This window comes from Pantoea sp. JGM49, assembly GCF_018257655.1.
Taxonomy (GTDB): domain Bacteria; phylum Pseudomonadota; class Gammaproteobacteria; order Enterobacterales; family Enterobacteriaceae; genus Pantoea; species Pantoea communis.
In genome coordinates this window covers 16,811-37,480 of sequence record NZ_JAERJM010000010.1, presented here as the reverse complement: position 1 = coordinate 37,480, position 20,670 = coordinate 16,811, and the positions used below count along the sequence as shown (strand labels likewise).

Below are 20,670 nucleotides of genomic sequence, written 5' to 3'. Positions count from 1 at the left end.
CATAACCCGATACTAGCCAGGGATTATGAATTCAGATAGGTGAAACAGGCCCAGATAAAACTGAATTAAGGCAAAAAAAGGCCAGCATAAGCTGGCCCTGGGAACGCGGGGAGGAAATTAACGACCGTTGCGGGTCAGTTGATCCAGATCGGATTCAATTTCAGCGATCTTATTGGATACCACGTTTTCCAGATGACGCAGATCAGCAAGGATTTTGCGTTTCAGATCGACTTCGACTTGATCGCGCTGGCAAATCTGGTCCAGTTCGTCGATCACGTAACGCAGGTTCGGGCTGATTTCCTGTACTTCTTTATAGCCCTGGCTGGTGTGATCGGCGACGACAGTTTTGCGCTGACGCGGGTATTTGAATTTCACGCTTTTGGCGAAGAATTCACCTTTGTCTTTGCGGAAGTAGATTTTCAGAATGTCGTTGCTGGCTTCCTGACGCAGGCTGTAACGGTCGATGTCTTCAGGAGAGCTGATACCTAAGCTTTTCAGGTTGTCGTACATAGCGTTTATATTCCATCTAAGAGTGGGTGAGCGCGCAGGACTATCATCATCATTCGGGATGCGGCAGATACGCAGCAACCGGAACGCTTACGGCATACTTAATCAACTGTAGACACAAAAACCGGGATGAACAGTGCGCGACCGGAGTTAACTGGCGCGGATTATGAACTGTTTGAAAAATAAACGCACCAGTTAATTCGCGGCGCGAAGCAGGTAGTTTGGGTGAGAGTGTAAAGAAAAAATTACGGGCCTGAATACAGGCCCGTTGGCAGAGTAACCGAACTAATTTCTAACTTAGTCGATGGTACGCAGCAGTTCGTTGATGCCGGTTTTCGCCAGCGTTTTAGCGTCCACTTTCTTCACGATTACGGCACAGTACAGGCTGTAGCTACCATCTTTAGACGGCAGGTTACCCGATACCACCACGGAGCCCGCTGGTACGCGGCCGTAATGCACTTCGCCAGTTTCACGATCGTAGATTTTGGTGCTCTGACCGATGTAAACGCCCATGGAGATCACTGAACCTTCTTCCACGATCACGCCTTCAACGATTTCAGAACGTGCGCCGATGAAGCAGTTGTCTTCGATGATGGTTGGGTTAGCCTGCAGTGGCTCCAGAACACCGCCGATGCCGACGCCGCCAGACAGGTGAACGTTTTTGCCGATCTGCGCACAAGAACCCACGGTGGCCCAGGTGTCAACCATGGTGCCTTCATCAACGTAAGCGCCGATGTTGACGTAAGAAGGCATCAGCACGGTGTTACGTGCAATGAAAGCGCCCTGACGCACGGCAGCAGGTGGGACAACGCGGAAGCCCGCATTTTTGAAGCGTGCTTCATCCCAGTTCGCGAACTTCATTGGGACTTTGTCGTAGAAACGGGTTTCTGCGCCTTCCATCACCTGGTTGTCATTGATGCGGAACGACAGCAGCACTGCTTTCTTCAGCCACTGATGCGTTACCCACTCTCCGTTGATCTTTTCAGACACGCGCAGTTCGCCGCTATCCAGCAGGCCAATAACCTGTTCGATGGCTTCACGGGTCACGCTGTCCACGCTGGCTGGCGTGATATCGGCGCGGCGCTCAAAGGCAGATTCAATAACGCTCTGTAACTGTTGCATAATAATTTCCTGAGTCTGTCATACGGGTGCCAGCGTCGCGCTGACACAGAGAATTAAGTCGATAAATCGATTGCGGTCACACTTTATCGTTTGGATTGAGGGCCTCTGTCAACCGTTGTTGCAGCACATTGCGCATTTCGACATCAAGTGCGCGCCGTTCGCTGTCCGCCAGGATGAAAAGATCCTCAACTCGTTCGCCAATCGTACTGATGCGCGCGCCGTGCAGAGAAACGCCGAGGTCGGCAAACACTTCCCCTACACGCGCCAGCAAGCCTGGTTGATCCAGCGCGACCAGTTCCAGATAGCTACGACGATCGGTGTGCGTCGGCAGGAAATTCACTTCGGTATCGACACTGAAGTGCTTGAGGCGAGCAGACTGGCGACGTGTTCGCGGCGGCACCCATTCGGTTTGGGTAATCGCTTGCTCCAGTGCCTGCATAATCATCGGATGACGATCGGCGGCCAGCGGACTGCCATCCGGTTCCAGCACAATAAAGGTATCCATCGCCATGCCGTCGCGGCTGGTAAAGATCTGAGCATCGTGCACACTCAGGTTTCTGCGGTCGAGTTCACCGGCTACTGCGGCAAACAGGTGAGGGCGGTCCGGGCTCCAGATAAAGATTTCGGTCCCGCCGCGAGTGGCCTGCGGGCTGACCAGCACCAGAGGTTTGGTGAGGTCGTGGTCGATCAGGTGACGTGCGTGCCATGCCAGCTGATTCGGCGTGTGACGCAGGAAATAGTCAGCACGGCAGCGACTCCAGATATGGTGCAGGCGCTCTTCGTTAAGGTTTTCCATCCGCAACAGCGCGAGAGCCTGTAAGCGATGATGACGCACGCGTTCGCGCAAGTCCGGGCTGTTTTCCATACCGCGACGCAGCTGTTTTTCGGTCGCGAAGAACAATTCACGCAGCAGGCTTTGCTTCCAGCTGTTCCACAGACTTTCGTTGGTGGCGCAGATGTCGGCCACGGTGAGACACACCAGATAACGCAGGCGGTTTTCATTCTGCATGACTTCAGCGAATTGCTGAATCACCGTCGGGTCCTGAATATCACGGCGCTGGGCGGTGACCGACATCAACAGATGATGGCGCACCAGCCAGGCCACCAACTGCGTTTCCCGCGAGTTGAGCCCGTGCAATTCGGCAAAATCAAGCGCGTCCTGCGCCCCCAGAATCGAGTGGTCACCGCCGCGCCCTTTGGCAATATCGTGCAACAAGGCAGCCATCAGCAGCAGTTCGATCTGTGGCAAACGCGGCCAGAGTTCTACACACAATGGGTGCATCGGACGCGTGGCTTCGTTGGCGAAACTTTCCAGCTTTTGCAGGACGCGAATGGTGTGCTCATCCACCGTGTAAGCATGGAACAGGTCAAACTGCATCTGGCCGACAATATTGCCCCACAGCGGCGTATACGCCCAAAGGACACTGTGGCGATGCATCGGCACCAGCGCCCGCTTTACCGCGCCCGGATGGCGCAGAATCGCCATAAAGGTGTCACGCGCTTCGGCAATCTGGCACAGCGGCTGCTTCAGATGACGACGCGCATGGCGTAAATGACGTAGCGTGGTGGAGTAAATGCCGGTGATGTTCTCATTACGTACCATCACATAAAACATGCGCAGAATGGCCTGCGGTTCACGTTCGAACAACGTGGGGTCACGCAGATCAATCAAATTGCCGCGCAGTTGGAAATCATCATCAACGCTGCGCGGTTTCTCGGTGGTGGAGAGCGCGAGGATCGCTTCATCAAACAGCTGCAGCAGCATCTGATTGAGCTCACCAATGCGGCGCGTCACCCGGTAAAAATCTTTCATCATGCGCTCAACCGGCTCATTGCCTTCGCCGAGATAGTTGAGCCGCTGTGCCACAGTGAGCTGGCGATCAAACAACAATCGATTGTCGTAGCGTGTGAGCGTTAAGTGCAGCGCGAAGCGAATTCGCCAGAGGAACTCCTGGCATTCATTAATTTCATTACGCTCGGCCTCCGTGATAAAGCCAAAACCGACCATTTCATCCATGGTGGTGGCACCGAAATGGCGGCGCGCCACCCACTGTAAGGTGTGGATGTCGCGCAGGCCGCCCGGGCTGCTTTTAATATCGGGTTCGAGATTGTAGCTGGTACCGTGATAGCGCTGATGACGTTCCTGCTGCTCTTCAATCTTGGCCGCGAAAAAGCGAGAGGACGGCCAGAAGCCATCGCTGAAAATGTTCTTCTGCAACTCAAGGAACAGGGCGACATCGCCTGTCAGCATGCGGGATTCGATCAGGTTGGTCGCGACGGTAAGATCGGACAACCCCTCCAGTAAACACTCTTCCAGCGTGCGCACACTGTGGCCAACTTCGAGTTTTAAATCCCACATCAGCGTCAGGAGTTCGCTGGTGCGTTGCGCGGCCGCATCATCCAGTGGCTGGCGGCTGAGTATCAAGACATCGATATCGGAGAGCGGATGCAGTTCACCACGGCCATAGCCGCCCACCGCAACCAACGCAATCTCTTTCATTTTATCGAAGCCGTAGAAGCGCCACAGTCGGCGCAACAGACGATCGATAAATAGCGTGCGGGCATCAATCAGTGATTCAACGTCAGTACCGGCATCAAAGGCCATACCGAGATGCTGCTGGAATTGCTCCAGATAGAGTTTTAATTTGTCACGCGTCAGGGCTTCATCGGGCCAGCTGGCGGGGGAATCAGTCAGGCCTTTGTGTACTGCTTCGGTCACGCTACCACTCATCGACATGCCTCGTAAGCGCCATAAAAAAGGCCGGCATTATGCCGGCCTGGTACTGTCTTGAAGAACGTTACGCGTTGTTTTCGAGCACCGCAGCAATGGTGTCATCTTCACGCAGCGTAAGAATCTCACAGCCGTTTTCTGTCACCACAATAGTATGCTCATACTGCGCGGACAAGCTGCGATCTTTGGTTTTTACGGTCCAGCCATCCTTCATGGTGCGGATACGATAATCACCGGCATTGACCATCGGCTCTACGGTAAAGGTCATCCCCGCCTGCAACACCACGCCGCCGTCATCGGCATCATAGTGCAACACTTGTGGTTCTTCGTGGAAACCTTTGCCGATACCGTGGCCGCAGTATTCACGTACCACAGAGAAATCCTGTGCTTCAACATATTGCTGAATCGCACGGCCCAGCTCGCGCAGGCGGATGCCCGGTTTAACCAGACGCAGTGCAATGTAGAGGCTTTCCTGGGTGACACGGCACAAGCGCTCGCCTTGAATAGTCGGTTTGCCGACGATGAACATCTTCGAGGTATCGCCGTGATACTCGTCTTTGATCACCGTGACGTCAACGTTGACCACATCGCCATCTTTTAAAACGCGGTCATCGCTCGGGATGCCGTGGCACACCACTTCATTAACCGAAATACACACCGATTTCGGGAAGCCGTGATAGCCAAGGCAGGCTGAGATAGCCTGCTGCTTATTCGTGATGTGATCGTGGCAGAGGCGGTCGAGTTCACCTGTGGTCACACCCGGCACCACGTGCGGGGCGATCATTTCCAGCACTTCAGCAGCCAGACGGCCCGCCACGCGCATTTTTTCGATTTCTTCAGGGGTTTTGATTGAAATGGCCATTAAATAATCCGCAATTGCCGACATTTTCGACAATAATGAGTTCTGTGGCAGTCATGTTAGCAGTCAGTCATTAGGCTGCCAAATCGGGATGACTCCTCGCTCACGCTGCTAACAACTGTTGGCGTATTCCTGCGCGTTATGGTATAAAGCGCGCCGACGATTCTCTGTCACCTTCGTTTCGTTGGCTGGCAGGAAACGCATAAAACTCATTATGTGTACTAAAACACACATGTATCGACACATACGCCGGGGTGCCTTGAAAGAGGTCGGTTGTATGGGATACATGGAGGCCCAACCCCAATCATACTTTAGAGGTAATCATGGCAACTGTTTCAATGCGCGACATGCTCAAGGCTGGTGTTCACTTTGGTCACCAGACCCGTTACTGGAACCCGAAAATGAAGCCATTCATCTTCGGTGCTCGTAACAAGGTTCACATCATCAACCTTGAGAAAACTGTACCAATGTTCAACGAAGCTCTGGCTGAGTTGCAGAAGATCTCTTCACGTAAAGGCAAAATCCTTTTCGTTGGTACTAAGCGCGCTGCTGCCGAAGCGGTAAAAGAGTCAGCTCTGAGCTGCGACCAGTTCTTCGTTAACCACCGCTGGTTGGGTGGTATGCTGACCAACTGGAAAACTGTTCGTCAGTCAATCAAGCGTCTGAAAGATCTGGAAACTCAGTCTCAGGACGGTACTTTCGACAAACTGACCAAAAAAGAAGCACTGATGCGTGCTCGTGAACTGGCCAAGCTGGAAAACAGCCTGGGCGGTATCAAAGATATGGGCGGTCTGCCGGATGCACTGTTCGTTGTTGACGCTGACCACGAACACATCGCAATCAAAGAAGCAAACAACCTGGGTATCCCAGTATTTGCTATCGTTGATACCAACTCTGATCCAGATGGCGTTGATTTCGTTATCCCAGGTAACGACGATGCGATCCGTGCTGTAAGCCTGTACCTGACTGCTGTTGCGACCACCGTGCGCGAAGGCCGTTCACAGGATCTGGCTGAGCAGGCTGAAGAAGCTGCTGAAGCTTAATAAGGTTCGCTCTTTCTAAGAGCCCTTAGACATCAGATGTTATCTGTTAAGGGGGCCGCACAGGCCCCTTTTATTTATCTAAGTTTGTCACGCTTCTTTCGGGTAAGCGGGGCAGAGTAAATTTTCCGCAACAAGTTTCTGACAGTGTTAACGCACACAGAGACGAATCGAGGATTCTGGAATGGCTGAAATTACCGCTGCATTGGTAAAAGAACTGCGTGAGCGTACTGGCGCAGGCATGATGGATTGCAAAAAAGCGCTGACCGAAGCGAACGGCGACATCGAGCTGGCGATTGAGAACATGCGTAAATCTGGCGCGATCAAAGCCGCTAAGAAAGCAGGCAACGTTGCTGCTGACGGCGTGATCAAAACCAAAATCGCTGATGGTTTCGCAGTGATTCTGGAAGTTAACTGCCAGACTGACTTCGTTGCTAAAGATGCTGGATTCCAGGCTTTCGCTGACAAAGTGCTGGATGCAGCTGTTGCTGGTAAAGTGACTGATGTTGAAGCTCTGAAAGCGCAGTTCGAAGAAGAACGCGTAGCGCTGGTTGCTAAAATCGGTGAGAACATCAACATCCGTCGTGTTGCTATCCTGGAAGGTGCTCAGCTGAACAGCTACCAGCACGGCGCACGTATCGGCGTAGTGGTTTCTACCACCGGTGCTGATGAAGAGCTGAGCAAGCAAGTTGCGATGCACGTTGCGGCAAGCAAGCCAGAATTCGTTAAGCCAGAAGACGTGTCTGCTGATGTGGTTGAGAAAGAGTACCAGGTTCAGCTGGACATCGCCATGCAGTCTGGCAAGCCTAAAGAAATCGCAGAGAAAATGGTTGAAGGCCGCATGAAGAAATTCACCGGCGAAGTTTCTCTGACCGGTCAGGCTTTCGTTATCGATCCAAGCAAAACTGTTGGCCAGGCTCTGAAAGAGAAAGGCGCAGACGTGATTAACTTCATCCGCTTCGAAGTGGGCGAAGGCATCGAGAAAGTTGAAGCTGACTTCGCAGCAGAAGTTGCTGCAATGTCCAAACAGTCTTAATGCTCCGAAAGAACCGCCGGAAGGCGGTTCTTTTTTGTCTGCGTTTTGCGTGGACCACTTTTCAGTCTCATCCCAATAGCTTTTTTCGTTCGCTAAGCGGATGATCGATCAGATTTAACTTCTCATTCATCATATCTTCCAGGAAGAATTGACCATGGCGACCAACGCAAAACCTGTATATCAACGTATCCTGCTAAAACTGAGTGGCGAAGCACTGCAAGGTGCCGAAGGTTTTGGTATTGACGCGAGCGTGCTTGACCGTATGGCGCAAGAGGTGAAAGAGCTGGTTGAGCTGGGCATCCAGGTGGGTGTGGTTATTGGTGGCGGTAACCTGTTCCGTGGCGCTGGCCTGGCACAGGCAGGCATGAACCGTGTGGTCGGCGATCACATGGGTATGCTGGCAACCGTGATGAACGGTCTGGCAATGCGAGACGCATTGCACCGTGCGTATGTTAACGCGCGTCTGATGTCCGCGATTCCGCTGAATGGCGTGTGTGATAACTACAGCTGGGCAGAAGCGATCAGCCTGCTGCGCAATAACCGCGTGGTGATTTTCGCCGCCGGTACTGGCAACCCGTTCTTTACCACTGACTCCGCCGCTTGTCTGCGTGGCATCGAAATCGAAGCCGATGTGGTATTGAAAGCCACCAAAGTTGACGGTGTTTATTCAGATGATCCGGTGAAAAACCCGGACGCGACGCTGTATGAACAGCTGACCTATGGCGAAGTACTGGATAAAGAGCTGAAAGTGATGGATCTGGCGGCCTTTACATTGGCTCGCGACCATCAACTGCCGATCCGCGTCTTCAACATGAACAAGCCTGGCGCACTGCGTCGCGTAGTGATGGGTGAAAAAGAAGGCACTCTGATTACGCATTAATACCCGACGCAAGATAAAATAAGGTATATTCTGTTGGCGCGATGCAGTGGCATCGCGCAGCTTTCAGGATGATCGATGTTTATCGATACCACTTCCGGGCTGCCCGGAGATGGCCAGGTCAAACCGAATCCAAGGGTTTTAACGTGATTAACGACATTAAAAAAGATGCCGACACGCGCATGGAAAAATGCGTGGAAGCATTCAAAAACCAAATCAGCAAAGTGCGCACCGGTCGTGCTTCGCCTTCACTGCTCGACGGCATTATGGTGCCTTACTACGGTACACCTACGCCATTGCGTCAGCTGGCTAGCGTCACGGTAGAAGATTCTCGTACGCTGAAAATCAACGTGTTTGACCGCTCACTGAGCCCGGCCGTTGAAAAAGCGATTATGGCATCTGACCTGGGTCTGAACCCAAGCTCAGCAGGTACCGATATTCGTGTGCCACTGCCAGCGCTGACCGAAGAGCGTCGTAAAGATCTGATCAAGGTCGTGCGTGGTGAAGCGGAGCAGGGGCGTGTTTCTGTTCGTAACGTGCGCCGCGATGCTAACGACAAGATCAAAGCGCTGCTGAAAGACAAAGAGATCAGCGAAGACGACGAACGTCGCTCGCAGGATGAGATCCAGAAAATGACCGATGGCTATATCAAAAATGTTGATGTCGCATTGGCCGAAAAAGAAAAGGAACTGATGGATTTCTAATTCCATCTACTGCCTTTAAAAACGCCGTTCAGAGACGTTGTGCGACTCTGGCGGCGTTTTACATTGTGCCTGGCGCTGTTGCAGGCACGATCCACGACGTCACAGGGATAGCATGATGAAGCGATTAACTCTGCTGGGTTCCACCGGCTCGATTGGTACCAGCACACTGGCAGTCATCGCAGCCAATCCAGACTTGTACCAGGTCACCGCGTTGGTGGCGGGTCAAAACGTAGCGCTGATGGCTGAACAGTGTCAGCAATTTACCCCACGCTATGCGGCGATGTCTGATGAAGCCTCCGCACAAGCGCTGCGTGAGCGACTGAGAGCATTGAATCTTCCTACCGAAGTGCTCTCCGGCGTTCAGGCGGCTTGCGAGCTGGCGGCACTCGATGAAGTGGATCAGGTGATGGCGGCTATTGTTGGCGCCTCTGGGCTGCAACCCACACTTGCCGCAATTCGTGCTGGCAAAACCGTTTTACTCGCGAATAAAGAGTCACTTGTCACGTGCGGCCGCCTGTTTATGGAGGCTGTGCGTCATCACAAGGCACAGCTGTTGCCGGTCGACAGCGAGCACAACGCCATTTTTCAGAGTTTACCCGCTTCCATACAGCATCAGTTGGGGTACGCTGATCTGCGAGAGAATGGCATTGATTCTATTCTCCTTACGGGATCGGGTGGTCCTTTTCGTGACACGCCATTAGCGGATTTGGCCGCTATGTCGCCAGATCAAGCGTGCGCACATCCGAACTGGTCAATGGGGCGTAAAATCTCCGTTGATTCGGCCACCATGATGAATAAAGGTCTTGAATACATTGAAGCCCGCTGGCTATTTAATGCCACTGACGCACAGATGGAAGTCATCCTGCATCCGCAGTCGGTGATTCACTCCATGGTGCGTTACTGCGATGGCAGTGTGCTGGCGCAGCTAGGGTCGCCTGATATGCGAACCCCTATCGCGCACAGCATGGCATGGCCAGCACGTATTTCGGCCGGCGTAACGCCACTCGATTTCACGCGAATGAAGTCACTGACGTTTGCTGAGCCGGACTATGAGCGCTATCCCTGCCTGAAGCTGGCAATCGATGCTTGCTCAACAGGGCAGGCCGCCACCACCACGCTGAATGCGGCAAACGAAGTGGCCGTTGCGGCATTTCTGCAGCATCAGATTCGCTTTACCGACATCGCCGCCATCAACAGCGAAGTGCTGGCGTCCCTGATATGCCAGGAGCCGGGCAGCATTGAGGATGTGATGGAGATCGATCGGTTAGCGCGTATCTGTGCCACAGAATTGCTACCACGCTTTCGTTTAGCAGGTTGATACTTCCCGCTATTTGTTCGCTCAGGGTGAAAATGGTATAGTCGCTCGCTCGCGTTTTTCGGCCCGACATTGTTTCGATGTCATCTGGTAGCGATGCCGGGGTTTGCCGCAGGCGCAATGTATTCAGAAACCACAGCATTTCTGATGAAAGGAATTATTACGCGTTATGTCGTCCAACAATCACAACACAATCGATGACGAGTCGTACTGCACGCCACGTCACGTGGCCATCATTATGGATGGTAATGGTCGCTGGGCAAAAAATCAGGGCAAACTGCGTATTTCAGGCCACAAAGCCGGGGTAAAATCAGTACGCCGGGCCGTCAGCTTTGCGGTCAGCCATAAACTGGAAGCGCTCACGCTCTATGCGTTCAGCAGTGAAAACTGGAGCCGACCGGTACAGGAAGTGACGGCCTTAATGGAATTGTTTGTCTGGGCGCTCGACAGCGAAGTCAAAAGCCTGCACAAGCATAACGTGCGTCTGCGCGTGATTGGCGATATCAGTCGTTTCAATAATCGTATTCAGGAACGCATTCGTCGCGCCGAGGAACTGACTCAGCAAAATAATGGACTCACCCTCAACATTGCTGCCAACTATGGCGGCCGTTGGGATATTATCCAGGGTGCCAGAAAACTGGCTGAACAGGTTCAGGAAGGTTTATTACGTCCTGACCAGATAACCGAAGAAAGTCTGGCTCCCTATCTGTGTATGCAGGAGCTGGCGCCGGTGGATTTAGTGATAAGGACCGGGGGAGAGCATCGGATTAGCAACTTCCTGCTGTGGCAGATTGCCTATGCTGAGTTTTGGTTTACCGATGTTCTTTGGCCTGATTTTGATGAACACGTTTTTGAAGGTGCACTGAATGCATTCTCTTCGCGGGAGCGACGCTTTGGCGGCGCGGCACCAGGCGGCGCCTGAGCAATCTGGGGGTAACCTTTGCTGAAGTCTCGTCTGATCACCGCGTTTATTCTGATTCCGCTGGTGATCGCTGCTCTGTTTTGGTTACCGCTGTCCGGATTTGCGATTACCACTATCATCATCTGTATGCTTGCCGCCTGGGAATGGGGGCAGCTGGCGGGTATGAAGACACGTCAGCAGCGTATCTGGCTCGCCGTGTTATGCGGTTTATTGCTCTCAGTGATGCTGTTCACCCTGCAACCCTATCAACGCAATCTGCACCAGTTCCAGATGGAGGGCTCACTTTGGGCCGCGCTGGGATGGTGGATTGTCGCCCTGTTTCTCGTGCTGTTTTATCCTGCCTCTGCGGCGTTGTGGCGCACTTCGCGCCCACTCCGCGTGTTATTCGGCATCCTGACCGTGATTCCCTTCTTCTGGGGCATGATGGCGCTGCGCCAGTATCATTACGATACCGATCACTTTGCGGGAGCATGGTGGTTGCTGTTTGTGATGCTGCTGGTCTGGGGCGCAGATTCTGGCGCTTACATGTTTGGCCGTTTGTTTGGTAAACATAAGCTGGCGCCAAAAGTGTCACCGGGTAAAACCTGGGAAGGCTTCTTTGGCGGCCTGCTGTCATCCGCGATTATCGCCTGGCTGTTTGCGCTGCTGGCTCCGCTTTCTGTGGCGCCGGGTACGCTGATTATCTGTGCCGTTATTGCTACGCTGGCTTCGGTTCTGGGGGATCTGACCGAGAGCATGTTCAAACGTGAAGCGGGCATCAAAGACAGCGGTAACTTGATTCCGGGTCACGGTGGTATCCTCGATCGTATCGACAGCCTGACCGCTGCGGTGCCGGTTTTTGCCTGCCTGCTGCTGCTGGTGTTCCGCACCCTCTGAGGATTAGCGACAATGTTGAGCATACTCTGGAGTTTTGTCGCCTTTATCGTGGCACTTGGCGTACTGATCACCGTGCACGAATTCGGCCACTTTTGGGTCGCCCGCCGCTGCGGTGTTAAAGTCGAACGTTTCTCGATTGGCTTTGGCAAAGCGTTGTGGCGTCGTAGCGACCGTCAGGGCACGGAATACGTCATTGCCCTGATCCCGCTCGGCGGCTACGTCAAAATGCTCGACGAACGCGTAGAGAGCGTTCCCGCTGAACTCCGCCATCAGGCCTTCAACAATAAAACTGTGCTGCAGCGTGCTTCGATCATCGCGGCCGGCCCCATTGCTAACTTTATCTTTGCCGTCTTCGCTTATTGGGTCGTCTTTATCCACGGCGTACCCGGTGTGCGTCCGGTTGTTGGCGAAATTCTGAACGGTTCCGTCGCGGCTGAAGCGCAAATTACCTCCGGTATGGAACTTAAAGCGGTAGATGGTATCGAAACGCCTGATTGGGATGCAGTGCGCATGGCGCTGATCGGAAAAATCGGCGACAGCAGTACCACGCTTACCGTCTCGCAATTCGGTGAAGATGCCACGCAGCAGAAGCAGGTCGATTTGCGCGAATGGCAGTTCGAACCGGATAAACAGGACCCGGTTGTGGCATTAGGGATTCGTCCTCGTGGGCCACAAATCGAAACGACCTTAGCTGAAGTGCAGGCAAATTCGCCGGCCAGCGCTGCCGGTTTGCAAGCAGGCGACAGGATCGTTAAAGTCGATGGTCAGCCGTTAACACAATGGCAGGCTTTTGCGGCGCAGGTGCGCGATAATCCGCGCAAAAACATGGCGCTGGATGTGGAACGTAACGGCGAACTCGTGGCGTTGACGTTAACGCCAGAAGCGAAACCGGGCAATGAAGCGGAAGGCTTTGCGGGAGTGATTCCGCGCGTCATTCCGCTGCCGGATGAGTATAAAACGGTTAGGCAGTATGGGCCCTTTGCCGCTATCGGTGAAGCCAGTGTCAAAACCTGGCAACTGATGAAGTTAACGGTCTCAATGCTGGGCAAGTTGATTACCGGGGATGTGAAGCTGAATAATCTGAGCGGGCCAATTTCGATTGCGCAAGGTGCAGGGTTATCAGCGGAATACGGGGTGATTTATTATCTGATGTTCCTGGCGCTGATCAGCGTCAATCTGGGGATCATCAACCTGTTCCCTCTGCCGGTATTAGATGGTGGACATCTGCTCTTTCTGGCGATCGAAAAGATCAAAGGTGGACCGGTGTCCGAGCGAGTTCAGGACTTCAGTTATCGCATTGGCTCAATTCTGCTGGTGTTATTAATGGGGCTTGCACTTTTCAATGATTTCTCACGTCTGTAATAGCTGGACTGCGGACAGGCGCGGGATGTGTTAGGAAAACGCATAACAACGATGGCGATGAAAAAGTTGCTCATAGCGTCGCTGCTGTTTAGCAGCGCCACCGTTTACGGTGCAGACGATTTCGTAGTGAAGGACATTCATTTCGAAGGTCTCCAGCGAGTCGCCGTCGGCGCGGCTCTGCTCAGCATGCCCGTACGTGTCGGTGATACCATTTCTGACGATGACGTCAGAAACACCATTCGCTCTCTGTTCGCCACCGGCAACTTTGAAGATGTTCAGGTTCTGCGTGATGGAACAACCCTGATTGTTCAGGTGAAAGAGCGTCCGACCATTGCCAGCATCACTTTCTCCGGCAACAAAGCGGTGAAAGAAGATCAGCTGAAGCAGAACCTTGAAGCTTCTGGTGTGCGCGTCGGTGAAGCACTCGACCGCACCACGCTTTCTTCGATTGAGAAGGGCCTGGAAGACTTCTACTACAGCGTCGGTAAATACACCGCCAGCGTGAAAGCGATTGCGACACCGCTGCCCCGTAACCGCGTGGATCTGAAATTCGTCTTCCAGGAAGGCGTGTCTGCTCAGATTCAGCAGATCAACATCGTTGGCAACAAAGCCTTTAGCTCTGACGAATTGATCTCGCGCTTCTCACTGCGTGATGAAGTGCCATGGTGGAACGTGGTTGGCGATCGTAAATACCAGAAACAAAAGCTGGCCGGGGATCTTGAGACCCTGCGTAGCTTCTATCTGGATCGCGGTTATGCGCGCTTCAACATCGATTCCACTCAGGTGAGCCTGACGCCAGATAAAAAAGGCATCTACATCACTGTGAACATCAACGAAGGCGATCAGTATAAGATTGCCGGCGTGATCGTGAACGGCAGCATGGCTGGCCATTCTGCTGAAATCGAAAAAATGACACGTATTCCATCGGGTGAGCTGTATAACGGCACCAAAGTTACCCAGATGGAAGACGACATCAAAAAACTGCTGGGTCGTTATGGCTATGCCTATCCGCGTGTGGTGACACAGCCGGAAATTAACGATGCAGACAAAACCGTTAAACTGCATATCAATGTGGATGCCGGTAACCGTTATTACGTGCGCAAAGTGCGCTTCGAAGGTAACGATACGTCGAAAGATTCCGTGCTGCGCCGTGAGATGCGTCAGATGGAAGGCGCATGGTTGGGCAGCGACCTGGTTGACCAGGGTAAAGAGCGTCTGAACCGTACCGGTTACTTTGAAACCGTCGATGTGGACACGCAGCGTGTGCCAGGTTCTCCGGACCAGGTGGATGTAGTTTATAAGGTTAAAGAACGTAACACCGGTACCTTCAACTTTGGTGTGGGTTACGGTACTGAAAGTGGCGTCAGCTTCCAGGTAGGTGTGACACAGGAAAACTGGCTCGGCACCGGTAATACCGTTGGCATCAGCGGTACTAAAAACGATTACCAGACCTATGCTGAATTCTCACTGACCGATCCGTATTTCACGGTCGACGGTGTGAGCCTGGGTGGCCGCGTATTCTATAACGACTTTAAAGCGGACGATGCTGACCTGTCTGACTACACCAACAGAAGTTATGGTGTGGATGGCACTTTGGGCTTCCCGGTTAATGAAAACAACACATTGCGTGTCGGCCTGGGTTATGTGCATAACGACCTGTCCAACATGCAGCCGCAGGTTGCGATGTGGCGTTATCTGGACTCGGTTGGACGCCATCAGGGTCTGAATGATGATGGTGATTTCTCTGCAGATGACTTCACCTTCAACTACGGTTGGACGTATAACACGCTGGACCGTGGATTCTTCCCAACCAAGGGTAACCGTACCAACCTGAACGGCAAAGTGACCATTCCGGGTTCCGACAACGCCTTCTACAAAGCGACGTTGGATAGCCAGCAGTACGTGCCACTGAACCGTGATGGCACCTGGGTGGTGCTGGGACGTGGCCGTGTCGGATATGGTGACGGGCTCGGTGGAAAAGAGATGCCGTTCTATGAGAACTTCTACGGCGGTGGTTCAAGTACGGTTCGTGGCTTCCAGTCCAATACCATTGGTCCGAAAGCGGCTTATCTGAACGATCACTCGTCCACCTGTAATCTGACCGATGCTAACGGTATCTGTAAGTCAGATGACGCGGTGGGTGGTAACGCTATGGCGATTGCCAGCCTTGAGCTGATCACGCCAACGCCATTCCTGAGCGAGAAATACGCTAACTCAGTCCGTACTTCGGTGTTTATGGATGCCGGTACCGTCTGGGATACCAAATGGCAGAACACTGCAGAAACGCGTGCGGCGGGCATTCCGGACTACAGCGATCCGAATAACATTCGTGTCTCTGCGGGTGTCGCCCTGCAATGGATGTCGCCATTAGGTCCGCTGGTATTCTCATATGCTCAGCCGATGAAGAAAGTCGAGGGAGACAAGTCAGAGCAGTTCCAGTTTAACATTGGTAAAACCTGGTAAGGCTCTGAACAAGGAAGTGAAAATACCGTCTTGCATCCGTGTCGCGCTCTGTCGTGACACGCTGCAAACACACACGTTGAGGTAAGGAGTTTATAGTGAAAAAGTTGTTCTGTGCTGCTGCTCTGGGTGTTGCTTTAGCTGCTTCTGCGGGTGCCCAGGCGGCCGATAAAATCGCCGTTGTGAACCTGAGCCAGGTATTCCAGCAGTCTCCGCAGCGTGCCGCTGTTGCTAAACAGCTTGAGGGCGAGTTCTCAAGCCGTGCTTCTGACCTCCAGGCGCAGCAGCAGAAAATCCAGGGTGAAATCCAGGATCTGCAGCGCAATGCGTCAACCATGAAGGCCAGCGACCGTACCAAGAAAGAGAAGCAGATTGCTTCTGAGCGTGCTGCTTTTGAACAGAAAGCGCAGGCTTTCGACAAAGACAACCAGACTCGTCAGATGCAGGAGCGTAACAAGCTGCTGGCTAAAATCCAGACCGCTGTTCAGTCTGTAGCGAAAAGCGATGGTTACGATCTGGTGCTGGATTCTCAGGCCGTTCTGTACTCTTCTGCTGATGCTAAAGACATCACTGCTGACGTTGTAAAACAGGTTAAATAATCGATGTCATCAATTCGACTGGCTGATTTAGCCCAGCAGTTGGATGCAGAATTGCACGGAGATGGCGATATCGCCATCTCCGGCATTGCTTCTATGCAATCCGCCACCACTGGTCAAATCACTTTTCTTGCAAACAGCCGCTACCGCGAGCAGCTCGCTCATATCCAGGCTTCAGCCGTGGTGCTGACGGAAGCGGATCTGGAGTGGTGTAAAACCGCTGCCCTGGTGGTGAAAAATCCTTACTTAACGTACGCTCGCATGGCACAACTGCTGGACACAACGCCGCAGCCCGCGCAGAATATCGCGCCCAGTGCGGTGATCGATCCGACAGCGACGCTGGGTAAGAACGTTTCGGTGGGCGCGAATGCGGTGATCGAGTCTGGCGTTGAGCTGGGCGACGACGTCGTGATTGGCGCAGGATGTTTTGTCGGTAAGCAGACGCGTATCGGTCGCGGCTCACGTTTGTGGGCTAACGTGACGATTTACCATGAGATCGAGATTGGTCAGGATTGTCTGATTCAGTCGGGTACCGTGATCGGTGCCGATGGTTTCGGGTATGCTAACGACCGTGGCAATTGGGTGAAAATTCCACAGCTGGGAACCGTGGTAATTGGTGATCGCGTTGAAATTGGTGCTTGTACCACCATCGATCGCGGTGCACTGGATAACACTCTGATCGGCAATGGTGTTATCATAGACAACCAGTGTCAGATTGCGCACAACGTTGTGATTGGAGATAACACGGCCGTTGCGGGTGGTGTGATCATGGCGGGTAGTCTGAAGATTGGACGTTATTGTATGATTGGCGGCGCCAGCGTCATTAACGGCCATATGGAAATCTGTGACAAAGTGACCGTAACGGGCATGGGCATGGTAATGCGCCCGATCACAGAGCCTGGGGTATACTCATCGGGTATCCCACTGCAACCCAACAAAACCTGGCGTAAAACGGCAGCGCTGGTGATGAATATCGATGAAATAAGCAAACGCTTAAAAGCCATCGAACGTAAGGTCGGCAAAGACGACTAAACGCATCGCTCGCGACCCGCTTTCATAATAAAGCAGCGTGCCTTCTTGCGACTTCGGCTTACCCCGAATGCGTGTGAGGAGGTCTCTCAGGAAAGCGTTACGCCACCGAACTGATTTGCGGCCTGCGGAGGATCATTTTGATCTGTGCAGGCCGTGTTATTATTGCCATCAGATTTTTTAGGACAGGAAGAGTATTTTGACAACTGAAACGCATACTCTGAAAATCGAAGAGATTTTAGAACTGCTGCCGCACCGCTATCCGTTCTTGCTGGTTGACCGCGTGCTGGAATTTGAAGAGCATAAATATCTGCGTGCGGTGAAGAACGTTTCTGTTAATGAACCGTTTTTCCAGGGACACTTCCCTGGTAAGCCGATTTTCCCAGGCGTTCTGATTCTGGAAGCAATGGCGCAGGCAACCGGTATTCTGGCGTTCAAAAGCGTTGGAAAACTGGAACCCGGCGAGCTGTACTACTTCGCCGGTATCGACGAAGCCCGCTTCAAACGTCCAGTGGTACCGGGCGATCAGATGATCATGGAAGTGACCTTCGAGAAAACTCGTCGTGGTCTGACGCGCTTCAAAGGCGTGGCAACTGTAGACGGCAAGATTGTCTGTGAAGCGACCATGATGTGTGCCCGTAGCCGGGAGGCATAATTAGTGATTGATTCAACCGCCAATATTCATCCCAGTTCCGTTATTGAAGAAGGTGCCGTCATCGGCGCCAATGTTCACATCGGCCCGTTCTGCTTTGTCGGCGCTAACGTGGAAATTGGTGAAGGTACGGTGCTCAAATCGCACGTGGTGGTGAACGGCCACACGCGTATCGGCAAAGACAATCAGATCTATCAGTTTGCTTCGATTGGTGAAGTGAACCAGGACCTGAAATATGCCGGTGAACCGACCCGTGTTGAAATCGGCGATCGCAACCGCATCCGCGAGAGTGTGACTATTCACCGTGGCACTACGCAGGGTGGCAACCTCACTAAAGTCGGCAGTGATAACCTGCTGATGGTCAATGCGCATATCGCGCATGATTGCGTCATTGGTAACCGTTGCATCTTTGCCAACAACGCCACGCTGGGTGGCCATGTCACCGTGGATGATTTCGCGATTATCGGCGGGATGACGGCAGTCCACCAGTGGTGCACCATTGGTGCACACGTGATGGTTGGCGGTTGTTCAGGCGTCGCGCAGGATGTCCCACCGTACGTTATTGCGCAGGGTAACCACGCGACCCCGTTCGGTATCAACATCGAAGGCCTCAAACGCCGTGGCTTTAGCAAAGAAGCACTGCACGCGATTCGCAATGCTTACAAATTGCTGTATCGCAGTGGTAAAACGCTGGATGAAGTGAAACCAGAGATTGAAGAGCTGGCAAAACAACACAGCGAAGTGCAGCCTTTCTATGACTTCTTTGCCCGTTCGACGCGTGGATTGATTCGTTAATCCATGTCAGTGCGTCCCTTAACGATTGCCCTGGTCGCCGGAGAAACCTCCGGCGATATTCTTGGTGCAGGTCTTATCCGTGCGCTCAAAGCGCGTCATCCTGATGCCCGCTTTGTCGGCGTTGCCGGTCCGCTGATGCAGGCCGAAGGCTGTGAAGTCTGGTATGAGATGGAAGAGCTGGCGGTGATGGGCATTGTTGAAGTGCTCGGCCGCTTGCGCCGCTTGCTGAAAATTCGCAAGGATTTAACGCAGCGCTTCACCGAACTCAAGCCTGATGTCTTCGTCGGCATTGATGCGCCAGATTTCAATATCACATTGGAAGGCACCCTGAAGCGCGCAGGAATTCGCACCATTCATTACGTCAGTCCTTCCGTCTGGGCGTGGCGACAAAAACGCGTGTTCAAAATTGGCCGCAACACCAACCTGGTATTGGCGTTTCTGCCGTTTGAAAAAGCGTTTTACGATCGATTCAACGTACCTTGCCGCTTTATCGGCCACACCATGGCAGATGCCATGCCGCTGCAGCCAGACAAATCTGCGGCGCGACGTGAGTTAGGCATCGCGGAGGATGCGATCTGTCTGGGCTTGCTGCCGGGTAGCCGTGGTGCAGAAGTGGAAATGCTGAGTGCGGATTTCTTGCGTGCGGCGCAGTTATTGCGTCAGCGTTATCCCGCGCTGGAAATCGTGGTGCCGCTGGTCAATGCCAAACGCCGCGAACAGTTTGAACAGATTAAAGCTGAAGTGGCGCCCGAGCTACCGATGCATTTGCTGGATGGCAAAGGCCGTCAGGCGATGATCGCCAGCGATGCGGCGATTCTCGCATCCGGCACTGCTGCGCTGGAGTGCATGCTGGCGAAGTGTCCGATGGTGGTCGGTTACCGCATGAAACCCTTTACCTTCTGGCTGGCGAAGCGTTTGGTGAAAACGCCTTACGTTTCACTGCCCAATCTGCTGGCGGGTCGGGAGTTGGTCAAAGAGCTGTTGCAGGAAGAGTGCCAGCCAGAGGCACTGGCGGCTGCGCTGGAACCTCTGTTGCATGCCGGACCAGAGCGCGATGACCTGCTGAACACCTTCAACGAGTTGCATCAACAGATTCGCTGGAATGCTGATGAGCAAGCCGCGGACGCCGTACTGGAGATTGCCAATGACTGAGTTTATCTACCCAAACGCACAGCGCATTGCTGGCGTGGATGAAGTGGGGCGAGGTCCGCTGGTAGGCGCCGTTGTCACCGCAGCAGTCATCCTCGACCCCGCGAATCCGATTAAAGGGCTGGCCGACTCAAAGAAGCTTTCCGAAAAGCGTCGGCTGGCGCTGTATGACGAGATCAAAGAGAAAGCGCTAGCCTGGAGCCTCGGCCGGGCGGAGCCTGAAGAGATCGACCAACTCAACATTCTGCACGCCACTATGCTGGCGATGCAGCGTGCGGTAGCGGGTCTGCCTGTTACGCCTGATTTTGTGTTGATCGATGGCAACCGTTGTCCGGCATTGCCCATGCCATCGCAGGCGGTGGTGAAGGGCGATAGCCTGGTACAAGAGATCAGTGCAGCCTCGATCATCGCTAAAGTCACGCGCGATCGTGAAATGGCCGAGCTGGATCTGTTGTTCCCGGAATATGGATTTGCCCAGCACAAAGGCTACCCAACTGCGTTGCATATGGAAAAATTGACGCAGTTTGGTGCCACGCCACATCATCGCCGCAGCTTTGCCCCGGTGCGAAATGCCCTGATTGATGCTGATGTGCTGGCCGCGCGTCAGCCGACTGCGCTTTAATAGCCTGACGCTGTTT

General features: G+C 53.3%; 19 protein-coding genes. 15 read left to right on the top strand and 4 right to left on the bottom strand.

Annotation, left to right across the window (positions count from 1 at the left end; all coding sequences use genetic code 11):
- Positions 1 to 117 precede the first annotated feature (117 nt).
- From JK231_RS17220 to map, 4 genes are all read right to left on the bottom strand, one after another.
- Entirely contained in the window at positions 118 to 510 is a 393-nt protein-coding gene (locus JK231_RS17220) for a DUF3461 family protein (RefSeq protein WP_034829501.1), read from the bottom strand.
- A 294-nt stretch (positions 511 to 804) separates the two neighbouring features.
- A complete protein-coding gene (gene dapD / locus JK231_RS17215) occupies positions 805 to 1,629 on the bottom strand; it encodes a 2,3,4,5-tetrahydropyridine-2,6-dicarboxylate N-succinyltransferase (RefSeq protein WP_038648942.1) in 825 nt (274 codons plus the stop codon).
- A 76-nt stretch (positions 1,630 to 1,705) separates the two neighbouring features.
- Entirely contained in the window at positions 1,706 to 4,360 is a 2,655-nt protein-coding gene (glnD, locus tag JK231_RS17210; RefSeq protein WP_211729114.1) for a bifunctional uridylyltransferase/uridylyl-removing protein GlnD, read from the bottom strand.
- Between the two features lie 67 nt (positions 4,361 to 4,427).
- Entirely contained in the window at positions 4,428 to 5,222 is a 795-nt protein-coding gene (gene map / locus JK231_RS17205) for a type I methionyl aminopeptidase (RefSeq protein ID WP_034829494.1), read from the bottom strand.
- Positions 5,223 to 5,542: 320 nt separating this feature from the next.
- Here map and rpsB point away from each other — a divergent pair, with 320 nt between their 5' ends.
- From rpsB to rnhB, 15 genes are all read left to right on the top strand, one after another.
- Positions 5,543 to 6,262 (top strand): 30S ribosomal protein S2, encoded by a 720-nt coding sequence (gene rpsB / locus JK231_RS17200; RefSeq protein ID WP_034829491.1) that lies wholly within the window; start codon positions 5,543 to 5,545, stop codon positions 6,260 to 6,262.
- A gap of 181 nt (positions 6,263 to 6,443) precedes the next feature.
- Positions 6,444 to 7,295: a translation elongation factor Ts gene (gene tsf / locus JK231_RS17195; protein ID WP_034829489.1), complete on the top strand. Its 852-nt coding sequence runs from the start codon at positions 6,444 to 6,446 to the stop codon at positions 7,293 to 7,295.
- A gap of 154 nt (positions 7,296 to 7,449) precedes the next feature.
- Positions 7,450 to 8,175 (top strand): UMP kinase, encoded by a 726-nt coding sequence (pyrH, locus tag JK231_RS17190; RefSeq protein ID WP_034829488.1) that lies wholly within the window; start codon positions 7,450 to 7,452, stop codon positions 8,173 to 8,175.
- A gap of 143 nt (positions 8,176 to 8,318) precedes the next feature.
- On the top strand, positions 8,319 to 8,876 hold the full coding sequence (gene frr, locus JK231_RS17185) for a ribosome recycling factor (RefSeq protein WP_034829486.1): 558 nt from the start codon (positions 8,319 to 8,321) through the stop codon (positions 8,874 to 8,876).
- Between the two features lie 115 nt (positions 8,877 to 8,991).
- A complete protein-coding gene (ispC, locus tag JK231_RS17180; RefSeq protein WP_176505770.1) occupies positions 8,992 to 10,194 on the top strand; it encodes a 1-deoxy-D-xylulose-5-phosphate reductoisomerase in 1,203 nt (400 codons plus the stop codon).
- Between the two features lie 166 nt (positions 10,195 to 10,360).
- Positions 10,361 to 11,113 carry a (2E,6E)-farnesyl-diphosphate-specific ditrans,polycis-undecaprenyl-diphosphate synthase gene (gene ispU, locus JK231_RS17175; RefSeq protein ID WP_034829480.1) on the top strand — a complete coding sequence of 251 codons (753 nt, stop codon included), beginning with the start codon at positions 10,361 to 10,363 and terminating at the stop codon, positions 11,111 to 11,113.
- Positions 11,114 to 11,131: 18 nt separating this feature from the next.
- A complete protein-coding gene (gene cdsA, locus JK231_RS17170; protein ID WP_034829478.1) occupies positions 11,132 to 11,989 on the top strand; it encodes a phosphatidate cytidylyltransferase in 858 nt (285 codons plus the stop codon).
- 12 nt (positions 11,990 to 12,001) lie between these two features.
- Positions 12,002 to 13,351, top strand: a complete 1,350-nt coding sequence (rseP, locus tag JK231_RS17165; protein WP_038648921.1) for a sigma E protease regulator RseP — start codon at positions 12,002 to 12,004, stop codon at positions 13,349 to 13,351.
- A gap of 51 nt (positions 13,352 to 13,402) precedes the next feature.
- Complete coding sequence (gene bamA, locus JK231_RS17160) at positions 13,403 to 15,814, top strand: outer membrane protein assembly factor BamA (RefSeq protein WP_211729168.1); 2,412 nt, start codon at positions 13,403 to 13,405, stop codon at positions 15,812 to 15,814.
- A 95-nt stretch (positions 15,815 to 15,909) separates the two neighbouring features.
- Positions 15,910 to 16,410: an OmpH family outer membrane protein gene (locus tag JK231_RS17155; RefSeq protein ID WP_034829472.1), complete on the top strand. Its 501-nt coding sequence runs from the start codon at positions 15,910 to 15,912 to the stop codon at positions 16,408 to 16,410.
- A 3-nt stretch (positions 16,411 to 16,413) separates the two neighbouring features.
- Positions 16,414 to 17,439, top strand: coding sequence for a UDP-3-O-(3-hydroxymyristoyl)glucosamine N-acyltransferase (gene lpxD / locus JK231_RS17150; protein ID WP_045813806.1), 1,026 nt, complete (start codon positions 16,414 to 16,416; stop codon positions 17,437 to 17,439).
- A 196-nt stretch (positions 17,440 to 17,635) separates the two neighbouring features.
- A complete protein-coding gene (gene fabZ / locus JK231_RS17145; RefSeq protein WP_013507953.1) occupies positions 17,636 to 18,091 on the top strand; it encodes a 3-hydroxyacyl-ACP dehydratase FabZ in 456 nt (151 codons plus the stop codon).
- Between the two features lie 3 nt (positions 18,092 to 18,094).
- The gene (gene lpxA, locus JK231_RS17140; protein WP_034829465.1) at positions 18,095 to 18,883 is read left to right on the top strand and encodes an acyl-ACP--UDP-N-acetylglucosamine O-acyltransferase; all 789 of its coding nucleotides are present in this window, start codon (positions 18,095 to 18,097) and stop codon (positions 18,881 to 18,883) included.
- A gap of 3 nt (positions 18,884 to 18,886) precedes the next feature.
- Complete coding sequence (gene lpxB, locus JK231_RS17135; protein WP_211729113.1) at positions 18,887 to 20,035, top strand: lipid-A-disaccharide synthase; 1,149 nt, start codon at positions 18,887 to 18,889, stop codon at positions 20,033 to 20,035.
- Positions 20,028 to 20,654: a ribonuclease HII gene (gene rnhB, locus JK231_RS17130; RefSeq protein WP_034829460.1), complete on the top strand. Its 627-nt coding sequence runs from the start codon at positions 20,028 to 20,030 to the stop codon at positions 20,652 to 20,654. The genes lpxB and rnhB overlap by 8 nt, the downstream gene beginning before the upstream one ends.
- Positions 20,655 to 20,670 lie beyond the last annotated feature (16 nt).